General features: G+C 40.2%; 16 protein-coding genes and 2 pseudogenes. 11 read left to right on the top strand and 7 right to left on the bottom strand.

The window, feature by feature from the left end:
- The first annotated feature begins 5 nt into the window (after positions 1 to 5).
- The 3 genes from AC0VYT_RS14560 to AC0VYT_RS14550 are packed head-to-tail and all read left to right on the top strand — an operon-like array spanning position 6 to position 4,323.
- On the top strand, positions 6 to 656 hold the full coding sequence (locus AC0VYT_RS14560) for a methyltransferase family protein (RefSeq protein ID WP_004281871.1): 651 nt from the start codon (positions 6 to 8) through the stop codon (positions 654 to 656).
- An 11-nt stretch (positions 657 to 667) separates the two neighbouring features.
- On the top strand, positions 668 to 3,043 hold the full coding sequence (locus AC0VYT_RS14555; protein ID WP_005404764.1) for a heavy metal translocating P-type ATPase: 2,376 nt from the start codon (positions 668 to 670) through the stop codon (positions 3,041 to 3,043).
- Entirely contained in the window at positions 3,040 to 4,323 is a 1,284-nt protein-coding gene (locus AC0VYT_RS14550) for an MgtC/SapB family protein (RefSeq protein ID WP_004679352.1), read from the top strand. Before AC0VYT_RS14555 ends, AC0VYT_RS14550 begins: the two co-directional genes overlap by 4 nt.
- Positions 4,324 to 4,361: 38 nt before the next feature.
- On the opposite strand, the gene AC0VYT_RS14545 is transcribed toward AC0VYT_RS14550, so the two are convergent.
- The gene (locus AC0VYT_RS14545; protein ID WP_005105857.1) at positions 4,362 to 5,762 is read right to left on the bottom strand and encodes a heavy metal sensor histidine kinase; all 1,401 of its coding nucleotides are present in this window, start codon (positions 5,760 to 5,762) and stop codon (positions 4,362 to 4,364) included.
- Positions 5,755 to 6,435, bottom strand: coding sequence for a heavy metal response regulator transcription factor (locus AC0VYT_RS14540; protein WP_004679347.1), 681 nt, complete (start codon positions 6,433 to 6,435; stop codon positions 5,755 to 5,757). Before AC0VYT_RS14540 ends, AC0VYT_RS14545 begins: the two co-directional genes overlap by 8 nt.
- Positions 6,436 to 6,583: 148 nt before the next feature.
- Here AC0VYT_RS14540 and AC0VYT_RS14535 point away from each other — a divergent pair, with 148 nt between their 5' ends.
- The 4 genes and pseudogenes from AC0VYT_RS14535 to AC0VYT_RS14520 all read left to right on the top strand — a co-directional run.
- A complete protein-coding gene (locus AC0VYT_RS14535) occupies positions 6,584 to 6,880 on the top strand; it encodes a hypothetical protein (protein ID WP_005006338.1) in 297 nt (98 codons plus the stop codon).
- 89 nt (positions 6,881 to 6,969) lie between these two features.
- On the top strand, positions 6,970 to 8,853 hold the full coding sequence (locus AC0VYT_RS14530) for a copper resistance system multicopper oxidase (protein WP_005404763.1): 1,884 nt from the start codon (positions 6,970 to 6,972) through the stop codon (positions 8,851 to 8,853).
- Positions 8,840 to 9,760 carry a copper resistance protein B gene (locus AC0VYT_RS14525; RefSeq protein WP_004281863.1) on the top strand — a complete coding sequence of 307 codons (921 nt, stop codon included), beginning with the start codon at positions 8,840 to 8,842 and terminating at the stop codon, positions 9,758 to 9,760. Before AC0VYT_RS14530 ends, AC0VYT_RS14525 begins: the two co-directional genes overlap by 14 nt.
- A gap of 23 nt (positions 9,761 to 9,783) precedes the next feature.
- A pseudogene (locus AC0VYT_RS14520) lies at positions 9,784 to 9,981 on the top strand (hypothetical protein); the annotation flags it as partial.
- Positions 9,982 to 9,997: 16 nt separating this feature from the next.
- Here AC0VYT_RS14520 and AC0VYT_RS14515 read toward each other — a convergent pair.
- Positions 9,998 to 10,190 (bottom strand): annotated as a pseudogene (locus AC0VYT_RS14515) (DDE-type integrase/transposase/recombinase); the annotation flags it as partial.
- Between the two features lie 6 nt (positions 10,191 to 10,196).
- Between AC0VYT_RS14515 and arsH the strand changes: the two are divergent.
- Together arsH and AC0VYT_RS14505 are read left to right on the top strand one after the other, a co-directional pair.
- The gene (gene arsH / locus AC0VYT_RS14510) at positions 10,197 to 10,691 is read left to right on the top strand and encodes an arsenical resistance protein ArsH (protein WP_010117055.1); all 495 of its coding nucleotides are present in this window, start codon (positions 10,197 to 10,199) and stop codon (positions 10,689 to 10,691) included.
- A gap of 243 nt (positions 10,692 to 10,934) precedes the next feature.
- A complete protein-coding gene (locus AC0VYT_RS14505; protein ID WP_001067793.1) occupies positions 10,935 to 11,639 on the top strand; it encodes an IS6-like element IS1007 family transposase in 705 nt (234 codons plus the stop codon).
- A gap of 134 nt (positions 11,640 to 11,773) precedes the next feature.
- Here AC0VYT_RS14505 and AC0VYT_RS14500 read toward each other — a convergent pair whose 3' ends face one another.
- Positions 11,774 to 12,103: a four-helix bundle copper-binding protein gene (locus AC0VYT_RS14500; RefSeq protein ID WP_026055492.1), complete on the bottom strand. Its 330-nt coding sequence runs from the start codon at positions 12,101 to 12,103 to the stop codon at positions 11,774 to 11,776.
- 216 nt (positions 12,104 to 12,319) lie between these two features.
- On the opposite strand from AC0VYT_RS14500, the gene AC0VYT_RS14495 reads away from it, so the two are divergent.
- Positions 12,320 to 13,024 carry an IS6-like element IS1008 family transposase gene (locus AC0VYT_RS14495; protein ID WP_005264342.1) on the top strand — a complete coding sequence of 235 codons (705 nt, stop codon included), beginning with the start codon at positions 12,320 to 12,322 and terminating at the stop codon, positions 13,022 to 13,024.
- 61 nt (positions 13,025 to 13,085) lie between these two features.
- Entirely contained in the window at positions 13,086 to 13,511 is a 426-nt protein-coding gene (locus AC0VYT_RS14490) for a hypothetical protein (protein ID WP_004897257.1), read from the top strand.
- Positions 13,512 to 13,631: 120 nt separating this feature from the next.
- On the opposite strand, the gene feoB is transcribed toward AC0VYT_RS14490, so the two are convergent.
- Genes feoB through AC0VYT_RS14475 form a run of 3 tightly spaced genes read right to left on the bottom strand, consistent with a single transcriptional unit; the run spans position 13,632 to position 17,003 of the window.
- Positions 13,632 to 15,461 (bottom strand): ferrous iron transporter B, encoded by a 1,830-nt coding sequence (feoB, locus tag AC0VYT_RS14485; RefSeq protein WP_005404762.1) that lies wholly within the window; start codon positions 15,459 to 15,461, stop codon positions 13,632 to 13,634.
- On the bottom strand, positions 15,451 to 15,711 hold the full coding sequence (locus AC0VYT_RS14480; RefSeq protein WP_004665962.1) for a FeoA family protein: 261 nt from the start codon (positions 15,709 to 15,711) through the stop codon (positions 15,451 to 15,453). The genes feoB and AC0VYT_RS14480 overlap by 11 nt, the downstream gene beginning before the upstream one ends.
- Before the next feature lie 11 nt (positions 15,712 to 15,722).
- A complete protein-coding gene (locus tag AC0VYT_RS14475) occupies positions 15,723 to 17,003 on the bottom strand; it encodes a cation efflux transmembrane domain-containing protein (protein WP_004781070.1) in 1,281 nt (426 codons plus the stop codon).
- Positions 17,004 to 17,016 lie beyond the last annotated feature (13 nt).

Genomic DNA, 17,016 nt, shown 5'->3' with positions numbered 1-17,016 from the left:
CCATCATGAATCATGCGGAATCGGCTTATGGTTTATGGACGCTGGTTATCATTAACTCAGCAGTTTTTATCATGTTCGCTTTCAGTTTTTTTAGACCTTCCACTGCGCGCGATTGGCGTACATTTGGGGCCTTTTCGGCTTTTATCATTGCTCTATTTGTCGAAATGTATGGTTTTCCTTTAACCATTTACCTGTTATCTGGTTGGCTTCAAACTCGCTTCCCTCAACTTGACTTACTTTCTCATAATGCAGGTCACTTGTGGTCAACGCTATTAGGTGAAAAAGGTGATCCACATTTTGGCATTTTGCATATCGCCAGTTACGTTTTCTTGGGCTATGGATTTTACCTGTTATCAACGTCATGGCACGTGCTGTACAACGCGCAACGTCAGCATTCTTTAGCGATCACAGGCCCTTATGCACGTATACGTCACCCACAATACGTGGCTTTTGTGATGATCTTGCTGGGTTTTTTATTGCAATGGCCAACTTTACTGACACTGATTATGTTTCCAATCTTACTCTTAATGTACAGCCGCTTGGCAATTAAGGAAGAGGCTGAAATGAGTAAACAATTTGGCGCTGTCTATGACAGCTATGCCCAACAGACTCCGAGATTTATTCCGAAATTCGGCCATAAAACTACTTTGCCATAAGAGAATTATTCATGTTAGATCAAAAAAATCATAATCAGGATCATATGACACAGGCTACAACAGACGTATTGAAAGACCCAGTCTGTGGTATGACAGTTACTGAAGAATCGAAATACCATGAGGAATTCAAGGGGAAAACTTACTTTTTTTGCAGTGATAAATGTCAATCAAAGTTTCATAGCAGCCCGGTGCAATATATCGCTAAACCCGCAACGACGACTGCCGATGCACATACACAGCATCATCAGACTACTCAATCCGTTAATGATGCAAGCACAACAGGCACGACCATCTATACTTGCCCAATGCATCCAGAAATTAGACAGGATCATCCTGGAAACTGTCCTAAATGCGGAATGACACTGGAACCACTCATTCCCGAGTTAGAGGAAGATGAGAATCCTGAGTTACGTGATTTCCGTCGACGCTTCTGGTGGACACTGCCACTCACCATAGTCGTGACTTTTTTGGCGATGTTTGGCCATCAACTGAACCTGTTCGACATGGCAGTTCAGAGCTGGATTGAATTAGTGTTGTCACTCCCGATTGTACTGTGGGCAGGTTGGCCATTTTTTTCCCGTGGTTGGCAATCGGTTGTGAATCGCAGCCCAAACATGTGGACTCTGATCGGTCTAGGTACAGGGGCTGCTTTTATTTACAGTGTGGTTGCGACCATTGCACCACAAATCTTTCCAGACTCATTTATCTCCATGGGTCGTGTCGCTGTTTACTTTGAAGCTTCAGCGGTCATCATTTCTTTGACCCTACTGGGGCAAATACTGGAATTAAAAGCACGTTCGCAAACTTCTGCTGCAATTAAGTCACTCCTCGGACTTGCTCCTAAAACAGCTCGCCGAATCCTGCCCGATGGAACTGAGGAAGATGTTCCTCTGACTCATGTCCATGTAGGAGATTTACTCCGCATCCGCCCAGGTGAAAAAGTTCCTGTGGATGGTGTAGTCACCGATGGAAGCAGTTCATTGGATGAATCTATGCTGACAGGTGAACCTTTACCGATCACTAAACGCATCGGTGATAAAGTCATTGGTGCTACCCTGAATACCAATGGTTCATTGATCATGCGTTCAGAGAAAATTGGTTCAAGTACCATGTTGTCTCAGATCGTACAGATGGTGGCGCAAGCTCAACGCTCAAGAGCCCCAATGCAACGCATGGCTGATCAGGTTGCAGGTTGGTTTGTCATGGCTGTAGTAGCCATTGCCTTGCTTACCTTCTTTGGATGGGGACTGTTCGGCCCAGAAGAGTCGAGCTGGGTTTATGCATTAATCAATGCTGTGGCAGTACTCATTATTGCCTGTCCTTGTGCACTAGGCTTGGCAACTCCAATGTCTATCATGGTTGCAACGGGTCAAGGTGCTACTCATGGTGTGTTGTTCCGCGATGCAGCAGCCATTGAGAATCTGCGCAAGATTGACACACTAATCATTGATAAAACAGGTACGTTGACCGAAGGACGCCCTGTATTCGATCGTGTGGTTGCCGCATCAGGTTTCGATGAATCTGAAGTATTACGTTTAGCCGCCAGTCTTGATCAAGGCAGTGAACACCCGCTAGCCGAAGCGATTGTAAATGCAGCACACGAACGTGGCCTGTCTCTTGAAACACCAGATAATTTTGAATCAGGCTCAGGGATTGGTGTTCGAGGTCAAGTGGGCGATCGTCAGTTAGCTTTGGGCAACACAGCACTGATGGAGCAATTAGGTATCTCGGTACAATCTCTGATTCCGCAAGCCGAAGAGCTGCGTTCAGAAGGTGCAAGTGTGATGTATCTCGCTGTTGATGGTCAATTGGCTGGCCTGCTTGCTGTATCTGATCCAATCAAAACAAGTACCCCCGAAGCACTTGCCACCCTGAAGGAAGCAGGTTTACGGATCGTGATGGCAACGGGAGATGGTCTCACCACTGCACGTACAGTCGCAGCACGTCTGGGTATTGATGAAGTACATGGTGAGGTTAAGCCAGCAGATAAACTGGAACTTGTAAGCAAATTACAGAAGGAAGGTCGTATTGTTGCCATGGCCGGCGATGGAATTAATGATGCACCAGCACTAGCCAAGGCTGATGTTGGTATCGCTATGGGGACCGGGACTGATGTCGCAATGAATAGTGCTCAAGTTACCTTGGTCAAGGGAGATTTACGCGGTATCGCGGTTGCCCGTTCACTTTCGGAAGCTACTGTTGGCAACATGAAACAGAACCTCATGTTTGCTTTCCTTTACAATGCCTTGGGTATCCCAATAGCAGCTGGCGTACTCTACCCATTTACCGGTTGGTTGTTGTCACCGATGATTGCGGCCTTGGCTATGAGTTTGAGTTCAGCTTCAGTGATCACGAATGCCCTTCGCCTGCGACATAAAAAGCTATGATAGAGAGTCTTTTTCTTCCACCAGATGTATCAGGCCTGATTGCAGCACTTGCCATCGGCCTGCTCATTGGTTTAGAACGAGGATGGCACGATCGTGAATTGCCCGAGGGCAGCCGAGTAGCAGGCCTACGTACCTTCACATTGACAGGATTGCTCGGAGGAGTGCTCGGTCATTTACAACCAAACTTCGGGCCTTGGCCGCTGGTCGCGGCCGTATTAGGGCTTTCCTTATTATTAACAGTGTCCTACGCGCGTACCGCAAAACTTTCCGGTAATCTAAGCGCTACCACGACGATCGCGATGCTGTTGACATTAGTTTTAGGTGCATATGCATCCCATGGTAATGTTACTTTAGCATTAACCGCGGCTGTAATCGTCGCTGTATTTTTGGATCTCAAGCCAACCTTACACGGTTGGCTACGCTTGATAGAGCATCGTGAATTAACCGCATCCCTGCAGTTGCTGGTACTTTCTGTCGTTATATTACCCTACTTACCCAATACGGGTCTGGGACCTTTTGCTGCATTAAATCCTTACCAGTTATGGTGGGCAGTGATCCTGATTGCCGGACTCTCTCTGGCAGGTCATTTTGCCATGCGGCTTACCGGTTCAGAAAGAGGCATATTCTGGACAGGTCTATTGGGTGGTTTGGCATCTTCTACAGCTGCAACTGTCGCACTGGCACGCTATACACGCCAGCACCCCGTCATGGTCAGTGCTGCTATTTCTGGAACATTGGCTGCCTGTGGCATCATGTTTTTTCGTATGGTTGTGCTGATAGGCGTCATTGAGCCAGCATTGCTAAGCACTTTTGGTGGTGCAATGATGATTGCGGGAATCCTTCTGCTGGGTATGGCATTGTGGAGACAACGCCAAATTACCAGCGCTGAAAACAACGATCGAACAATAGAAGCAATGGCTCCTTTTGATCTTGGGACAGCATTCAGCTTCGCTGCTTTCCTGGCTGTCATGGCAGTCTTGGTCCCGGCAGCAAAACAATGGTTGGGCACCAGCGGCATCTTCGTATTATCGACTATTTCTGGGCTAGCAGACGTAGATGCTATTTTAGTCTCACTTGCCCGCCTGCATAGTACTGAAGGCTTAACAACAAATGTGGCTGCTGTCGCGCTAGGGCTGGCCACACTGAGCAACATGTTAAGCAAAGCGACAATTGCATGGATGACAGGGGGGGCACAGTTTGGCCGAGCTATCATATTTGGCTACACAATTGCCATGATCGGTGCTGGCGTAGCTCTGGCTCTCAGTTTGAGCTTTATGTAAGGTCAACTCGGGTAAATGGAAGATGTTCAAAAAATGAGTTAAAATGATTCCCCTTGCATGGATTCACTTTGAAAAACAATGGTAAAAATGATTCGACCATTGAGGGATTCAGCCTGGATGGTCGCTCCAAGCATATCAAGAATAGATTTTGTTATCGCGAGCCCTAAGCCGGTTCCTTCTTCTGTTCTTTGTCTAGATGCATCTGTTCGATAAAATCGATCAAATAACCTGGATAGTTGTTCAGGAGAGATTTCAGGGCCTTCATTTTCAATTGAAAATATTGTGTTATCTAAATTCTGTTGAAGTTTTATGCGTATTGTAGAATTCTTATTTCCATATTTAACTGCATTAGATAATAGATTGCTGAGTGCTCGACGTAACATAGCAGGATCACCTTTGACATTTCCAGATCCTGTTTGTTGAAGCGTCATATTTTTTTCGGCAGCTAGCGCATCATAGAAATCAAATAAGGCTGTAACTTCTTTAACCAGGTCAATATTCTGTAAGTTCTGTAATTTTAGGCCATGTTCTGCTTTTGCCAAGAAAAGCATATCGGATACCATTCGAGCCAAACGTTCTAATTCTTCTAAATTAGAAAATAGTACTTCTTGATAGGTACTGGTATCTCGTTTACGGGCAAGACATACTTGAGTTTGAGTCATTAAGTTATTAATCGGTGTTCTAATTTCATGCGCTAAATCAGATGAAAAATCGGAAAGCCTTTCTAAAGCTGATTCTAGTCTGTCGAGCATATCATTGAAGGCAATTGCTAATGATTTTAGTTCTGTTGGTGTGTGCTCAACTTCTAAACGTTCTGAAAGATGTTGGGCAGAAATGCCTTCTGCGACCTTAGCCATTTTTTGCACGGGTCTTAAACCTCTCCAGGTTGCAAACCAGCCTAAAAACATTAAACAAATCGTACCGGCTAAACCAATGTAAAAAAGTTGACGCTTAAAATCATTTAAAAAATGTAGATGTTCAGATGTATCGATCCCCACAATAATGCGTACAGATTGTATTTCAGTATTTTTGTTTATATCCGTGTTGTAGATCATGCCACGATAGGTCTTATTCTTAATTTTCCATTTAATCCAAGGGTTATTTGCTGACTTGATTAACTGTTGAGTATTAATGATTGAAGATGCTGAACTAAATAAAATCTGACCTGCCGGTCGTTCTATTTGGACCATAAGATCATGGTGTCCAACTAAAGCATCTTTCAAATATAGATCAAGTTCTGGAGAATTTTTAGGATGCTGTTGGAGAAGATTCTGAATAAGCTGGATTTTACCTTCTAATTGGGTACGATCTTGCGTTTCAAAATGATGCATCACTAATTTATGGATGAAAAACCCCATCATAATGAGAATGCATATAGTCGATAATGAGAAAATAATACCAATACGAAAACTGATAGATTTGAATAATTTATTATTCATCTTCTACCTCTAATACATACCCCATTCCTCTAATATTTTGAATTAACTTAGGGGTAAAATTACTATCTACTTTATTTCTTAATCGTTTAATAGCGACTTCAACTACATTTGTATCACTATCAAAGTTCATATCCCAAATTTGAGATGCAATAAGTGCTCTTGGTAGAATTTCACCTCTTCTACGCATAAAAAGCTCCATAAGCGCAAATTCTTTAGCCGTCAGATCAATGCGTTGACCTGCTCGTGTTACCCGACGTTTTCTCAAATCAAGTTCTAAATCAGCAATCTTAATAATATTATTATCTTCTCTTTGTTGCCCTCGTCTAAGGAGCGTTTTTATTCGAGCTAGAAGCTCTGCAAAAGCAAAAGGCTTTACTAAATAATCATCAGCGCCTAACTCTAAACCTTTTACTCGATCTTCGATTTGATCTCGGGCGGTAAGAAAAAGAATGGGCATTGTTTTACCGCTGCTACGAATATCATTGATAATATTCCAACCATTTAGTCCAGGTAACATCACGTCTAAAATAATTAAGTCATACTCTTCAGAAAGAGCTTGATGTTTACCCGTTAACCCATCTGTAACCCAGTCCGTAATATAGCCAGCTTCGGATAAACCTTGCTTGAGATAATCACCAGTTTTTTGTTCATCTTCAACTAATAGTATTCTCATTTCCGAATCCTAAGTCATTCATTAAAACTATAATAACGTTATAAAACATCTGATCGAGATAGATTACAAAAATGTCATTTTCAAGTCACTTAGATGTTCAGTGCTTCACTTTATTGTAGTAGCAAGAAATTAACTTTTAGAGAAACTTATGAAAACTGTAGTGCGTCGTAGTCTAACAATTTTAATGTGTGCTGGAACTTTAATTGCTGGTACTCAATCTTGGGCAAAAGATGTATCAACCTCAAGTGCCACTAAAACGGTAAAAGCACAGGAACCTTGTACAAAACCTTGTAAAATGGAAAAAGATGACAAGACTCAGCAAGATCATAGTCAACATCAGTCTCCTAACTCATCTGACATGTCAAAAATGGATCATTCTATGATGAATATGGACCATTCTAAAATGGATCATTCAAAGATGAATATGCCTGGTAGCAATAAATAATTTTATAAATAGCGAGAAAGAAGTATTAAAGTTTATACTAAATATTTGCTTTATTACTTCAATCTTGACCTTTCTAAAGGTGAGATAGAATGTCAAAAAAGTTAAGTCATATACTCTTAATTGGAGTTGGTTTATTTTCATCAACTTGGGTAATGGCGGCAGTTAAAGAATATGATTTAACAATCGCTGAACAAACTGTAAATATCACAGGAAAACCAGTTGAGAGAATTACTGTAAATGGTAAATTCGTTGCACCACTTCTTGAATTTGAAGAAGGTGATGAGGCCGTTATCCGTGTTCACAATAAGTTAAAAAATCAGGACTCTTCAATCCATTGGCATGGCTTATTATTACCTGGAATTATGGATGGTGTACCTGGATTTAACAAATTTAATGGCATTGCCCCTAATAAAACTTATGAATATAAGTTTAAAGTCCGCCAAAATGGTACTTATTGGTATCATTCACATAGTAAAGGACAAGAACAAGACGGTTTATATGGTGCTTTTGTTATTTATCCTAAAGATAAAACTCCACTAACAGCTGCTGAAAAAACCGATAAAGATTACGTTGTTTTGCTTTCTGATTTTCATAATTCAACAAGTGATCAAATTATGAAAAATCTTAAAAAAGAAGCAGATTACTATCAGAACCGTCGCGAAACAGTATTCGATGTATTAAAACAAGTTAAACGTGATGGATTAAAGGCAACTTGGCAAGACCGCTCTATGTGGAATCAGATGCGGATGTTGAAAACAGATATGTCCGATGTGACTGGTTATACATTTTTAATGAATGGCAAAACACCTCAGCAAAACTGGACCGGTAACTTCAAAGCTGGTGAAAAAGTTCGCCTTCGTTTTATTAATGCTTCCGCTATGTCATTCTTTGATGTACGCATTCCAAACCTAAAAATGACTGTAGTCAGTGCTGATGGTCAACCTGTAAAGCCCGTTCCTGTAGATGAGTTCCGTATTGGTACTGCTGAAACCTATGATGTCATTGTGGAACCAAAACAAGCACATTACCAAATTGAAGCTGAATCTATTGATCGTACCGGTTTTTCAGTGGGAACATTACATGAAGAAAGCAGCCCAGCAGTCAAACAAATTGAGATGCCTAAATCTCGCCCTCGTGCTTTATTAACTATGGAAGATATGGGGATGAGCCATGACATGTCATCTATGAAAGATATGAATCACGATATGTCTTCTATGAAAGGCATGAATCACGATATGTCTTCTATGAAAGGTATGGATCATGATATGTCTTCAATGAAAGATATGAATCATGATATGTCTTCTATGAAAGGCATGAATCACGATATGTCTTCTATGAAAGGTATGGATCATGATATGTCTTCTATGAAAGGTATGGATCATGATATGCCGATGAATAGCGCTACTGTTAAGGCGGCTTCAGACAAGAATGATAATACCGTATTTGGATGGGCAAATGCTTCAACACCTGAAGGTAATAAAGCATTGCAATATAGTGATTTGCAATCGTTAGATCCTCAAAAAGACACTCGTGCAGCTGAACGTGAAATAGAGATCCGTCTTGGTGGAAACATGGAGCGTTATATTTGGACAATAAATGGTAAAAAATTTAATGAAGCCGACCCACTAGTGGTGAAGTATGGTGAACGTATTCGCTTAAAATTTGTCAATGACAGTATGATGGCTCACCCAATGCACTTACATGGCATGTTTATGCAGCTTGAGAATGGTCAGGATCCAAGCAATATGCCAAACAAACATACGGTAATTGTTCCACCTGGGAAAACGATAACCACTCTACTCACAGCTGATGAGTTAGGTGAGTGGGCTATTCATTGTCACCTGCTTTACCATATGAGTGCAGGAATGATGAATAAACTCATTGTAGCTCAAGTGGAAGATGGTAATTCTACAAAGACTGTTCCTCAGTCCCAAGTAAATGAGAAGGGAGTAAATCCACATGCACATCACTAATAATTTGTTTTCAAAAACAACTTTGATGATTGCGCTATTTGGATTATCAAATCTAACGTTCGCTAAAAATGAAACTCCTGTACAAGACAGTAATATTACAAAAAATATGAAAATTCTTTTACAGGAATCTGGAGGATTAAAGTATTCCCTTCAAGAGCGTTATCCAGAATATTATTCAATGGAAAATGCGGATATGGGGGATAAGAGTGTCCAGATTGCGCTTGAGAACTCTAACTCACCTCATGACAATCATCTTAAAGAACATGGTGGACAAATTTATCAAACGACAAAATTTGAAAATGAATGGATGGTTGATGAAGACGGTAAGGGCAACCTAGGAACAAAGTTTGAAACTTTAATTGGAACAGATGAAAATCGTCTATTTATTGAAGCCAATTCGGAAAAGTCAGAAAGTAATGATCCAAAATATGCTGTATCAGCACTTTATAGCCGTAACGTAGCCCCATTTTGGGATGTACAAGCTGGGGTAAGATATAGTGAAAATAAAAATAATAGCAGCAGCGATCGAGTGGATGGGGTTATTGGTATATTAGGTCTAGCTCCTTATTTCTTTGAAACACAAGCATATCTTTATGGCGGTGAGAATAATTTTTGGGGAGCAAGTTTTGAATTAGAACGTGATTTGCTTTTAACTCAGAAACTTATTACTCAACCTTATATCGAAGCAGATGTAATATTTAGCGATGATTCTAACTATGCTGCAAAATCAGGTTTATCAGAACTAAAAACTGGTATCAAAACCCGATATGAGATTACTAAGCGAATTAAACCTTTCATTGATGTTGCTTACCAATATGAAAAAGGACAGAAAGCCACTTCTATGCAAGAGGCAACAGAGTCTGAAAAGGGATGGAAATATGGTGCAGGCATCGAATTAGTTTTTTAAAATAGTATGATTTGGATTCATGAATGGTAGCTTCGGCTACTATTCATGAATTATTACTATTTATTTTCGAATCTGTAAAACTAAAAAAGCTTAATTTTTGGTCTATTTTTATGCAGTGGTTAAAAACATGCTTATCGCTGTTTTTATCGTTTGCTATTCTTTTAGTAGGATCGGCTGCTACTACTTCGTCTGTACATCATCGGTGTTTAATGCCATCTGAATAGATGCATGTGGCATAGCCGTCTTCATCGATTTGAATCCTAAAGTGGCCCTAATGATCCGCTTTAGCTTGCCATGATTACATTCGATCACGTTATTTTTATACTTAACCTGCCTGTGCTCAAGATCTGGTGGACATTTTCTTTCCCATTTTAACCGTGACAAAGCACCTCCATATGTGTGCTTTATCTGTATCTATCACTTGTGGGGCCTTCCTTTGCCAGAAGATGCGGATACTGAGCATCCAAAAGTAAAAGAACTGCATGAGCTTCTTGCATGGTCTGAAGGTATGGTCTGGTGTTCACCTGAACGTCATGGTTCTATGAGTTCCATTTTTAAATCACAAATAGACTGGATTCCACTTGCAGGAGGAGCAATCCGTGCTACCCAAGGTAAAACCCTTGCCTTGATGCAAGTCAGTGGTGGATCACAGTCATTTAACAGCCTGAACCAGATGCGTATTTTGGGGCGGTGGATGCGGATGATCACCATTCCAAATCAGTCTTCAATTCCGAAAGCTTTCTTGGAATTTGAAGAAGATGGACGAATGAAGCCTTCAGCTTTCTATGACCGGATTGTGGATGTCATGGAAGAGTTATTTAAGTTCACTCTACTGACTCGTGGTCAAAGCAAATACCTGACTGATCGTTATTCTGAACGCAAGGAATCGGCTGAAGAGTTGTCCAAGCGTGTAAATCAGCGCAGTTTATAAATGCTGGATGGTATTAAATACTGCGCCTCATTGCCAGGTCAGTAACACTTTTATGCTGTACCGATGAAGTGCTGTTAAAGGTACAATGAATATTGTAAAAACCCAGTCTTCATGATTGGGTTTTTACATTAAAGAAGTCAGAGATAAATAAGGAAAAGGTGAAGGCTTTGAACCAGAAACGGCACTGTTGCAAATAGGCTGACATGATAAGCTAAATATCTTATTTATTTCGAGATACAGCAGATGAATCCCTTCCACGGTCGGCACTTTCAAGGTGAAATCATTCTTTGGGCTGTTCGTTGGTATTGTAAATATGGCATCAGCTATCGTGAACTTCAGGAAATGCTCGCTGAACGTGGAGTGAATGTTGATCACACCACAATTTATCGCTGGGTTCAGCGTTATGCTCCAGAAATGGAAAAACGTTTACGTTGGTATTGGCGTAATCCTACAGATCGACATTTATGGCATCTGGATGAAACTTACGTAAAAGTGAATGGCAAATGGGCATATCTATACCGTGCAGTTGACCAACGTGGCCATACTCTTGATTTCTATCTTTCTGCTAGACGAAATACCCATTCAGCTTATTGTTTTCTTGGTAAAATTTTGAATCATGTCAAAAAATGGCAGATTCCACGAGTCATAAACACTGATAAGGCTCATACCTATGGCCGTGCTTTGTCGCGACTAAAACAGGAAGGAAAGTGTCCTGAAGACCTGGACCATCGACAGATTAAATACAAGAATAACGTGATTGAATGTGATCATGGCAAGCTCAAACGGATCATCAAGGCTACGTTGGGATTCAAGTCTATGAAAACGGCTTATGCCACAATTAAAGGAATTGAGGTTATGCGTGCTCTACGCAAAGGACAAGCTTCATTATTTTATAACGGTAATATTCTAGGAGAAGTTTGGCTAGTAAATAGAGTTTTCGGTCTCTAAGCTTTTTTGAAGGGAAAATCATCGACTCAGATCCCTATTTGCAACAGTGCCGTTGTTAGTGGTTTGACCCACTAACAACTAACACGTTGGCTATTCATTGAGTAAATCCTAAACTCAACTAATTCTTTTATTTATCAGACAACCATTTTTCGACATTCGACGGCACATTCACGGCAAGCATCAGCACATTGCTGGCAGTGTTGATGCTCATGTTGGCTACATTCATCTGCACAGTATTCACAAGCCTTGGCACAAAGCTCACAAATTTCTTTCATAAAAGGAGATTCATTTTGCTGCATACGAGCACAGAGCTGACAAATATCTGCACAATCTAGACAACGCTGAATACATTCTCGCATCATCTCCAGATTTTCTTCTTTTAGACAGGCATTTGCACAACTGGCACAGGTAAGGTAACAGCTCATACATGCCTTTGCGCAATCTGAAAATTGGATATCGTTCATCATACTTACCTAAAGTCACTTGATTTAGGAATAAGCTAATCAAAAAAAAAGATATACACTAGGACGATTAGGTAAGGGAAAGTAAAATAGTCATAGATTTTGTTAAATGGTTTTAGATGCTGGCTTTGAGTGATTTAGCTGCTCATGTATTCAGGCACTGTTGCAAATAGGCTGACATGATAAGCTAAATATCTTATTTATTTCGAGATACAGCAGATGAATCCCTTCCATGGTCGGCACTTTCAAGGTGAAATCATTCTTTGGGCTGTTCGTTGGTATTGTAAATATGGCATCAGCTATCGTGAACTTCAAGAAATGCTCGCTGAACGGGGTGTGAATGTTGACCACACCACAATTTATCGTTGGGTTCAGCGTTATGCTCCAGAAATGGAAAAACGCTTACGCTGGTATTGGCGTAATCCTACAGATTTACATTCATGGCATATGGATGAGACTTATATCAAAGTGAAGGGGCGATGGACTTACCTGTATCGTGCAGTTGATCAACGTGGTCATACGATTGACTTTTACCTTTCCGCTAGACGGAACAGTAAATCAGCCTATTGTTTTTTAGGAAAAATCTTCAATACGGTGAAAAAATGGAAAATTCCACGGGTCATCAATACAGATAAAGCAGCGACCTATGGCCATGCTTTATCACGGTTAAAGCGAGAAGGAAAATGTCCAGTAGATATTGAGCACAGGCAGATTAAGTATAAAAATAATGTCATTGAATGTGATCATGGTAAGTTAAAGCGGATCATCAGGGCCACATTAGGATTCAAATCTATGAAGACGGCTTATGCCACAATCAAAGGTATTGAAGTCATGCGTGCACTACGTAAAGGACAAGCATCGTCATTTTATTATGGTCAGCCTCAAGGTGAAGTGTGTCTAATCAACAGGGTTTTCGGTCTCTAAGCACTTTTAAAAAGGAACTTCATCGACTCAAATCTCTATTTGCAACAGTGCCCCCTTAGCAATGGCAGCTATAGTTCAGTTCATTGGGAATAGAAATGAACAAGCAGAAAAAGTGGCTGAAAGCCTAAACTTATTTCCTGTACCTGCCACAGCCCTAGTTTTGTTTATCGTCCTAGCATCAGTTATGCCTCAAATTGGGCTTGCAAAAAGTGCAGCTCTTCAAGCTTTACCAATTTATATTTCTTTTGCCATTATTGCTCCATTCGTGGGTTGGATAATTGCTCGTATTTTTCGATTAGAATCTGGCTCTGCTAGTGCTGTGTCCTTTTCAGCATCATATAGAAATTCATTTGTTATTCTTCCATTAGCTTTTGCAATTCCGGGAAGTATGCCCATAATTCCTGCTGTAATCTTGACTCAGACTATCGTTGAACTATGCTTTTTACCAATCTATATTCGTCTGATACCTCGACTATTCAAAACCTAGAGATTTAAACATTTAAGTAGTTGTTATAGTTAGATAAAAGTATTCAGAAGCCCACGCTTACATCGAGTAATTTAATAAAGGGGGGGGAGCTAGCTCCCCCCTCTTTTATTCATTTGCTAATTAAAACTTACTCGCAACTTGATATGTGATGAATGAAAAGATGTAGGCTAATGCAAACAAATAAGTTGCCATAATGATGGGCTGTTTCCAGCTGCCAGTTTCTCGTCTAATTGTTGCTAACGTAGCAAGACAATGGGGAGCAAAAATAAACCATACCAATAATGATAAACCTGTGGCTAACCCCCATCCATCCGGGCCTGAAATTTGACTTAACAGACTTTGAGTTACTGTATCTTCATCACCTGACATCGCATAAATCACCCCAAGAGCAGCAATTACAACTTCCCTTGCTGCCATAGCAGGAATGAGTGCAATACATATTTCCCATGTAAACCCAATAGGCGCAAATATAGGATGAATTAAATGTCCTAACTGACCAGCTAAACTATAGTTAATGGCCGGCATGCTTGCATTATCTGGTGGTTGAGGGAACGTGACTAGCACCCATAACAAGATAGACAGTGCGACGATAATGCCACCAACTCGTTTTAAGAAAATAGTTGCCCTATCATATAAGCCTAATGCAATATTTCTAATATCTGGAATTCGGTATGTGGGAAGTTCAAAAATAAAAATACTTTCAGTTTTATCTTTTCGAACCAATTTCAGAAACACTGAAACTAATAACGCTGAGACTATTCCCGACATATAAAGACCAAAAAGGACTAATCCTTGCAGACTTAACCAGCCGTAGATTAATTGGTTCGGAATAAATGCCGCGATCAATAAAGCATATACTGGCAATCTTGCTGAACAGGTCATCAAGGGTGCAATCATAATTGTTGCTAATCGGTCCCGTTCAGAGCTGATACTTCTGGTTGCCATAATTCCGGGAATCGCACAAGCAAAACTGGATAGCAGAGGAATAAATGAACGGCCGCTAAGCCCGGCTTTAGACATTAATTTATCTAAAAGAAATGCTGCTCGGGGTAAATAGCCTGACTCTTCAAGCATTAAAATGAAGAAGAATAAAATCAAAATCTGAGGCATATATGCAAGCACGCTACCTGCACCAGCAATTACCCCATCCACAACCAAGCTTTTTAATAGAGGATGTTGGATTAGTGGTCCAATAAAATCACTGAGCCATGCGACAAAATTTTCAATGAATTCAATAAAAGGCGTTGCCCATATAAATACCGCCTGGAACATCACAAACATGGTTAAAGTTAAGATTACTAAACCCAATACAGGATGTAGAAAAATTTTATCTAGAAATGCGGTTCTTTTATCACCACTGTCATTATTTAAAATAACTTGTTTGGTGATTTGTTTGACCTGTTCAAAATGACTTAATTCAGAATGATAAGGAGTAATAAAAAGATTTTTTTGATCTAATTGATTAATTAAATCTTGAATTCCTTTTGTTTTAACTGCGACAGCTTCAACTACAGGGATACCTAACAGTTGAGACAGTTTATCCTTATCAATGGAAATACCACGCTTTTTGACCTCATCCATCATATTTAATACAAGAATCATAGGGCGATTTAGAGCACGAACTTCGAGAACCAAGCTCAAATGTAAGCTTAAATTTGTGGCATCTACAACGCATATAAAAATATCGGGTAGAATTTCACCTTTTAGCTCGCCCAAACAAACTGCCCTGGTGACTTCTTCATCTAAACTACCAGGTTTTAAACTGTAAGTTCCGGGTAAGTCCAATACTCGTATTGCATCACCAGAAGGTAATTTAAAAGAACCTTCTTTTCTTTCTACGGTAACCCCAGCATAGTTGGCAACTTTTTGTCGCGTACCAGTAAGCGTATTAAATAAAGAGGTTTTTCCACAATTTGGATTACCGACTAATGCAATGTTCTTAATCTTCATTGGATACTAACTCTACAAAAATTCTTTCAGCTTCATTCTTTCTTAATGCGAATCTTGAAGTTTCAATTTGAACTAAAACAGGATCTCCGCCAAAAACACCTTTAGCGAGTACTTGTAGAGTTTCACCCTCTCTAAAACCTAATAGTTGGAGCCGTTCCAATACGGGATCAGTGGTATGACTGTATTGATTACCTTTTTTGAGATCTCTAATTTTGACGATCTGATTTTGTTTAACTTGAAATAGATTCATTTTCGATACTCTTACTTCAAAGCCAAAATCTTTCGAGCGCCATTAAGCACGAATAAAGAAACCAGGATGCCAATGATTAAGTCTGGGTAAGCTGATCCCGTCCACGCCACGAGTACACCGGCAAATATAACGCCCATATTTACGACAACGTCATTCGCCGAGAAAATCCAACTGGCTTTCATATGTGCGCCATCTTCTCGATGACCAGAAATAAGATATAAGCATGTCACGTTAGCTATAAGTGCGAGCAGGCCAATAACAATCATGAGCGTTGATTCTGGCTCGCTTCCAAACATGAATCGTCTAATGACATCAATAATCACGATGACAGCAAGTAATAACTGAATCCAACCTGCGAAATGGGCTGCTTTCACTTGATATTTCGCAGCTTTTCCGACGGCATATAGCGCAATACCATAAACGGCTGCATCGGCAAACATATCTAGAGAATCAGCAATCAATCCTGTAGACGCAGCAATAATTCCGCTGATGAATTCTATAAAGAAAAGTAGAGCATTAATGCCTAATAACAGTTTAAGTACTTTAGCTTGTCTCACAGGATCAGGTTCATTAGGTACATCGCCTGAAGAAAGCTGTGTTTCATCAAGTTTCGCCCCAAAACCCAGTCCTTCAAGTTTGGCCGTAATTTGCTGACTCCCTTCATTATGGAAGACTTTCAGTTTTCGATTGGGAAGATCAAAAGTAAGACCTTTAACTGCTTCAATATCTGCAAGAGCCATACGGACCATTTGCTCTTCAGCAGAGCAATCCATTTTAGGAATGGTGTAGGTACTTGTTTGCTTAGCTTGTTGATTGCTTATATAAGTTTCAGTCTTCACAAGCTTTGCACCAAAACCCAAAGCTTCAAGTTTGGTAGTTATATTTTCATCTTTTTGATTATGTAGAACCTTTAAAGACCGGTTAGGTAAATCAAAGATGAGTTTTTGAACACCATCAATTGAAGATAGCGCCATACGAACCATCTGTTCTTCCGCAGAACAATCCATTTTGGGAACTAAGTATTCACTCATGTAGTGCGAATTTTTTAAAACGTCTTCAGTGCTTAAATTTTCTTTGGGATCAGAACCACAACAGGATTGAGCGGTATCTTCACAACTGTTTGAAGTGTTACAGCAAGGAGATGAAGATTTTTCTTCTTCCTCTTCACCACAACAGCTAAGCGTATTATTACAATTCTTTGAATTGTTTGCTTCTGCAATTGATGGATGATTTTCTTGTTGAGATTTCTTATCTTTGCATGGTGTTTCTTTACTACATCCACAACCACTCATAATTATACCCATT

The organism is Acinetobacter sp. QJM3NY_42, from assembly GCF_056173745.1.
This window is presented reverse-complemented; position numbering and strand designations above follow the sequence as displayed.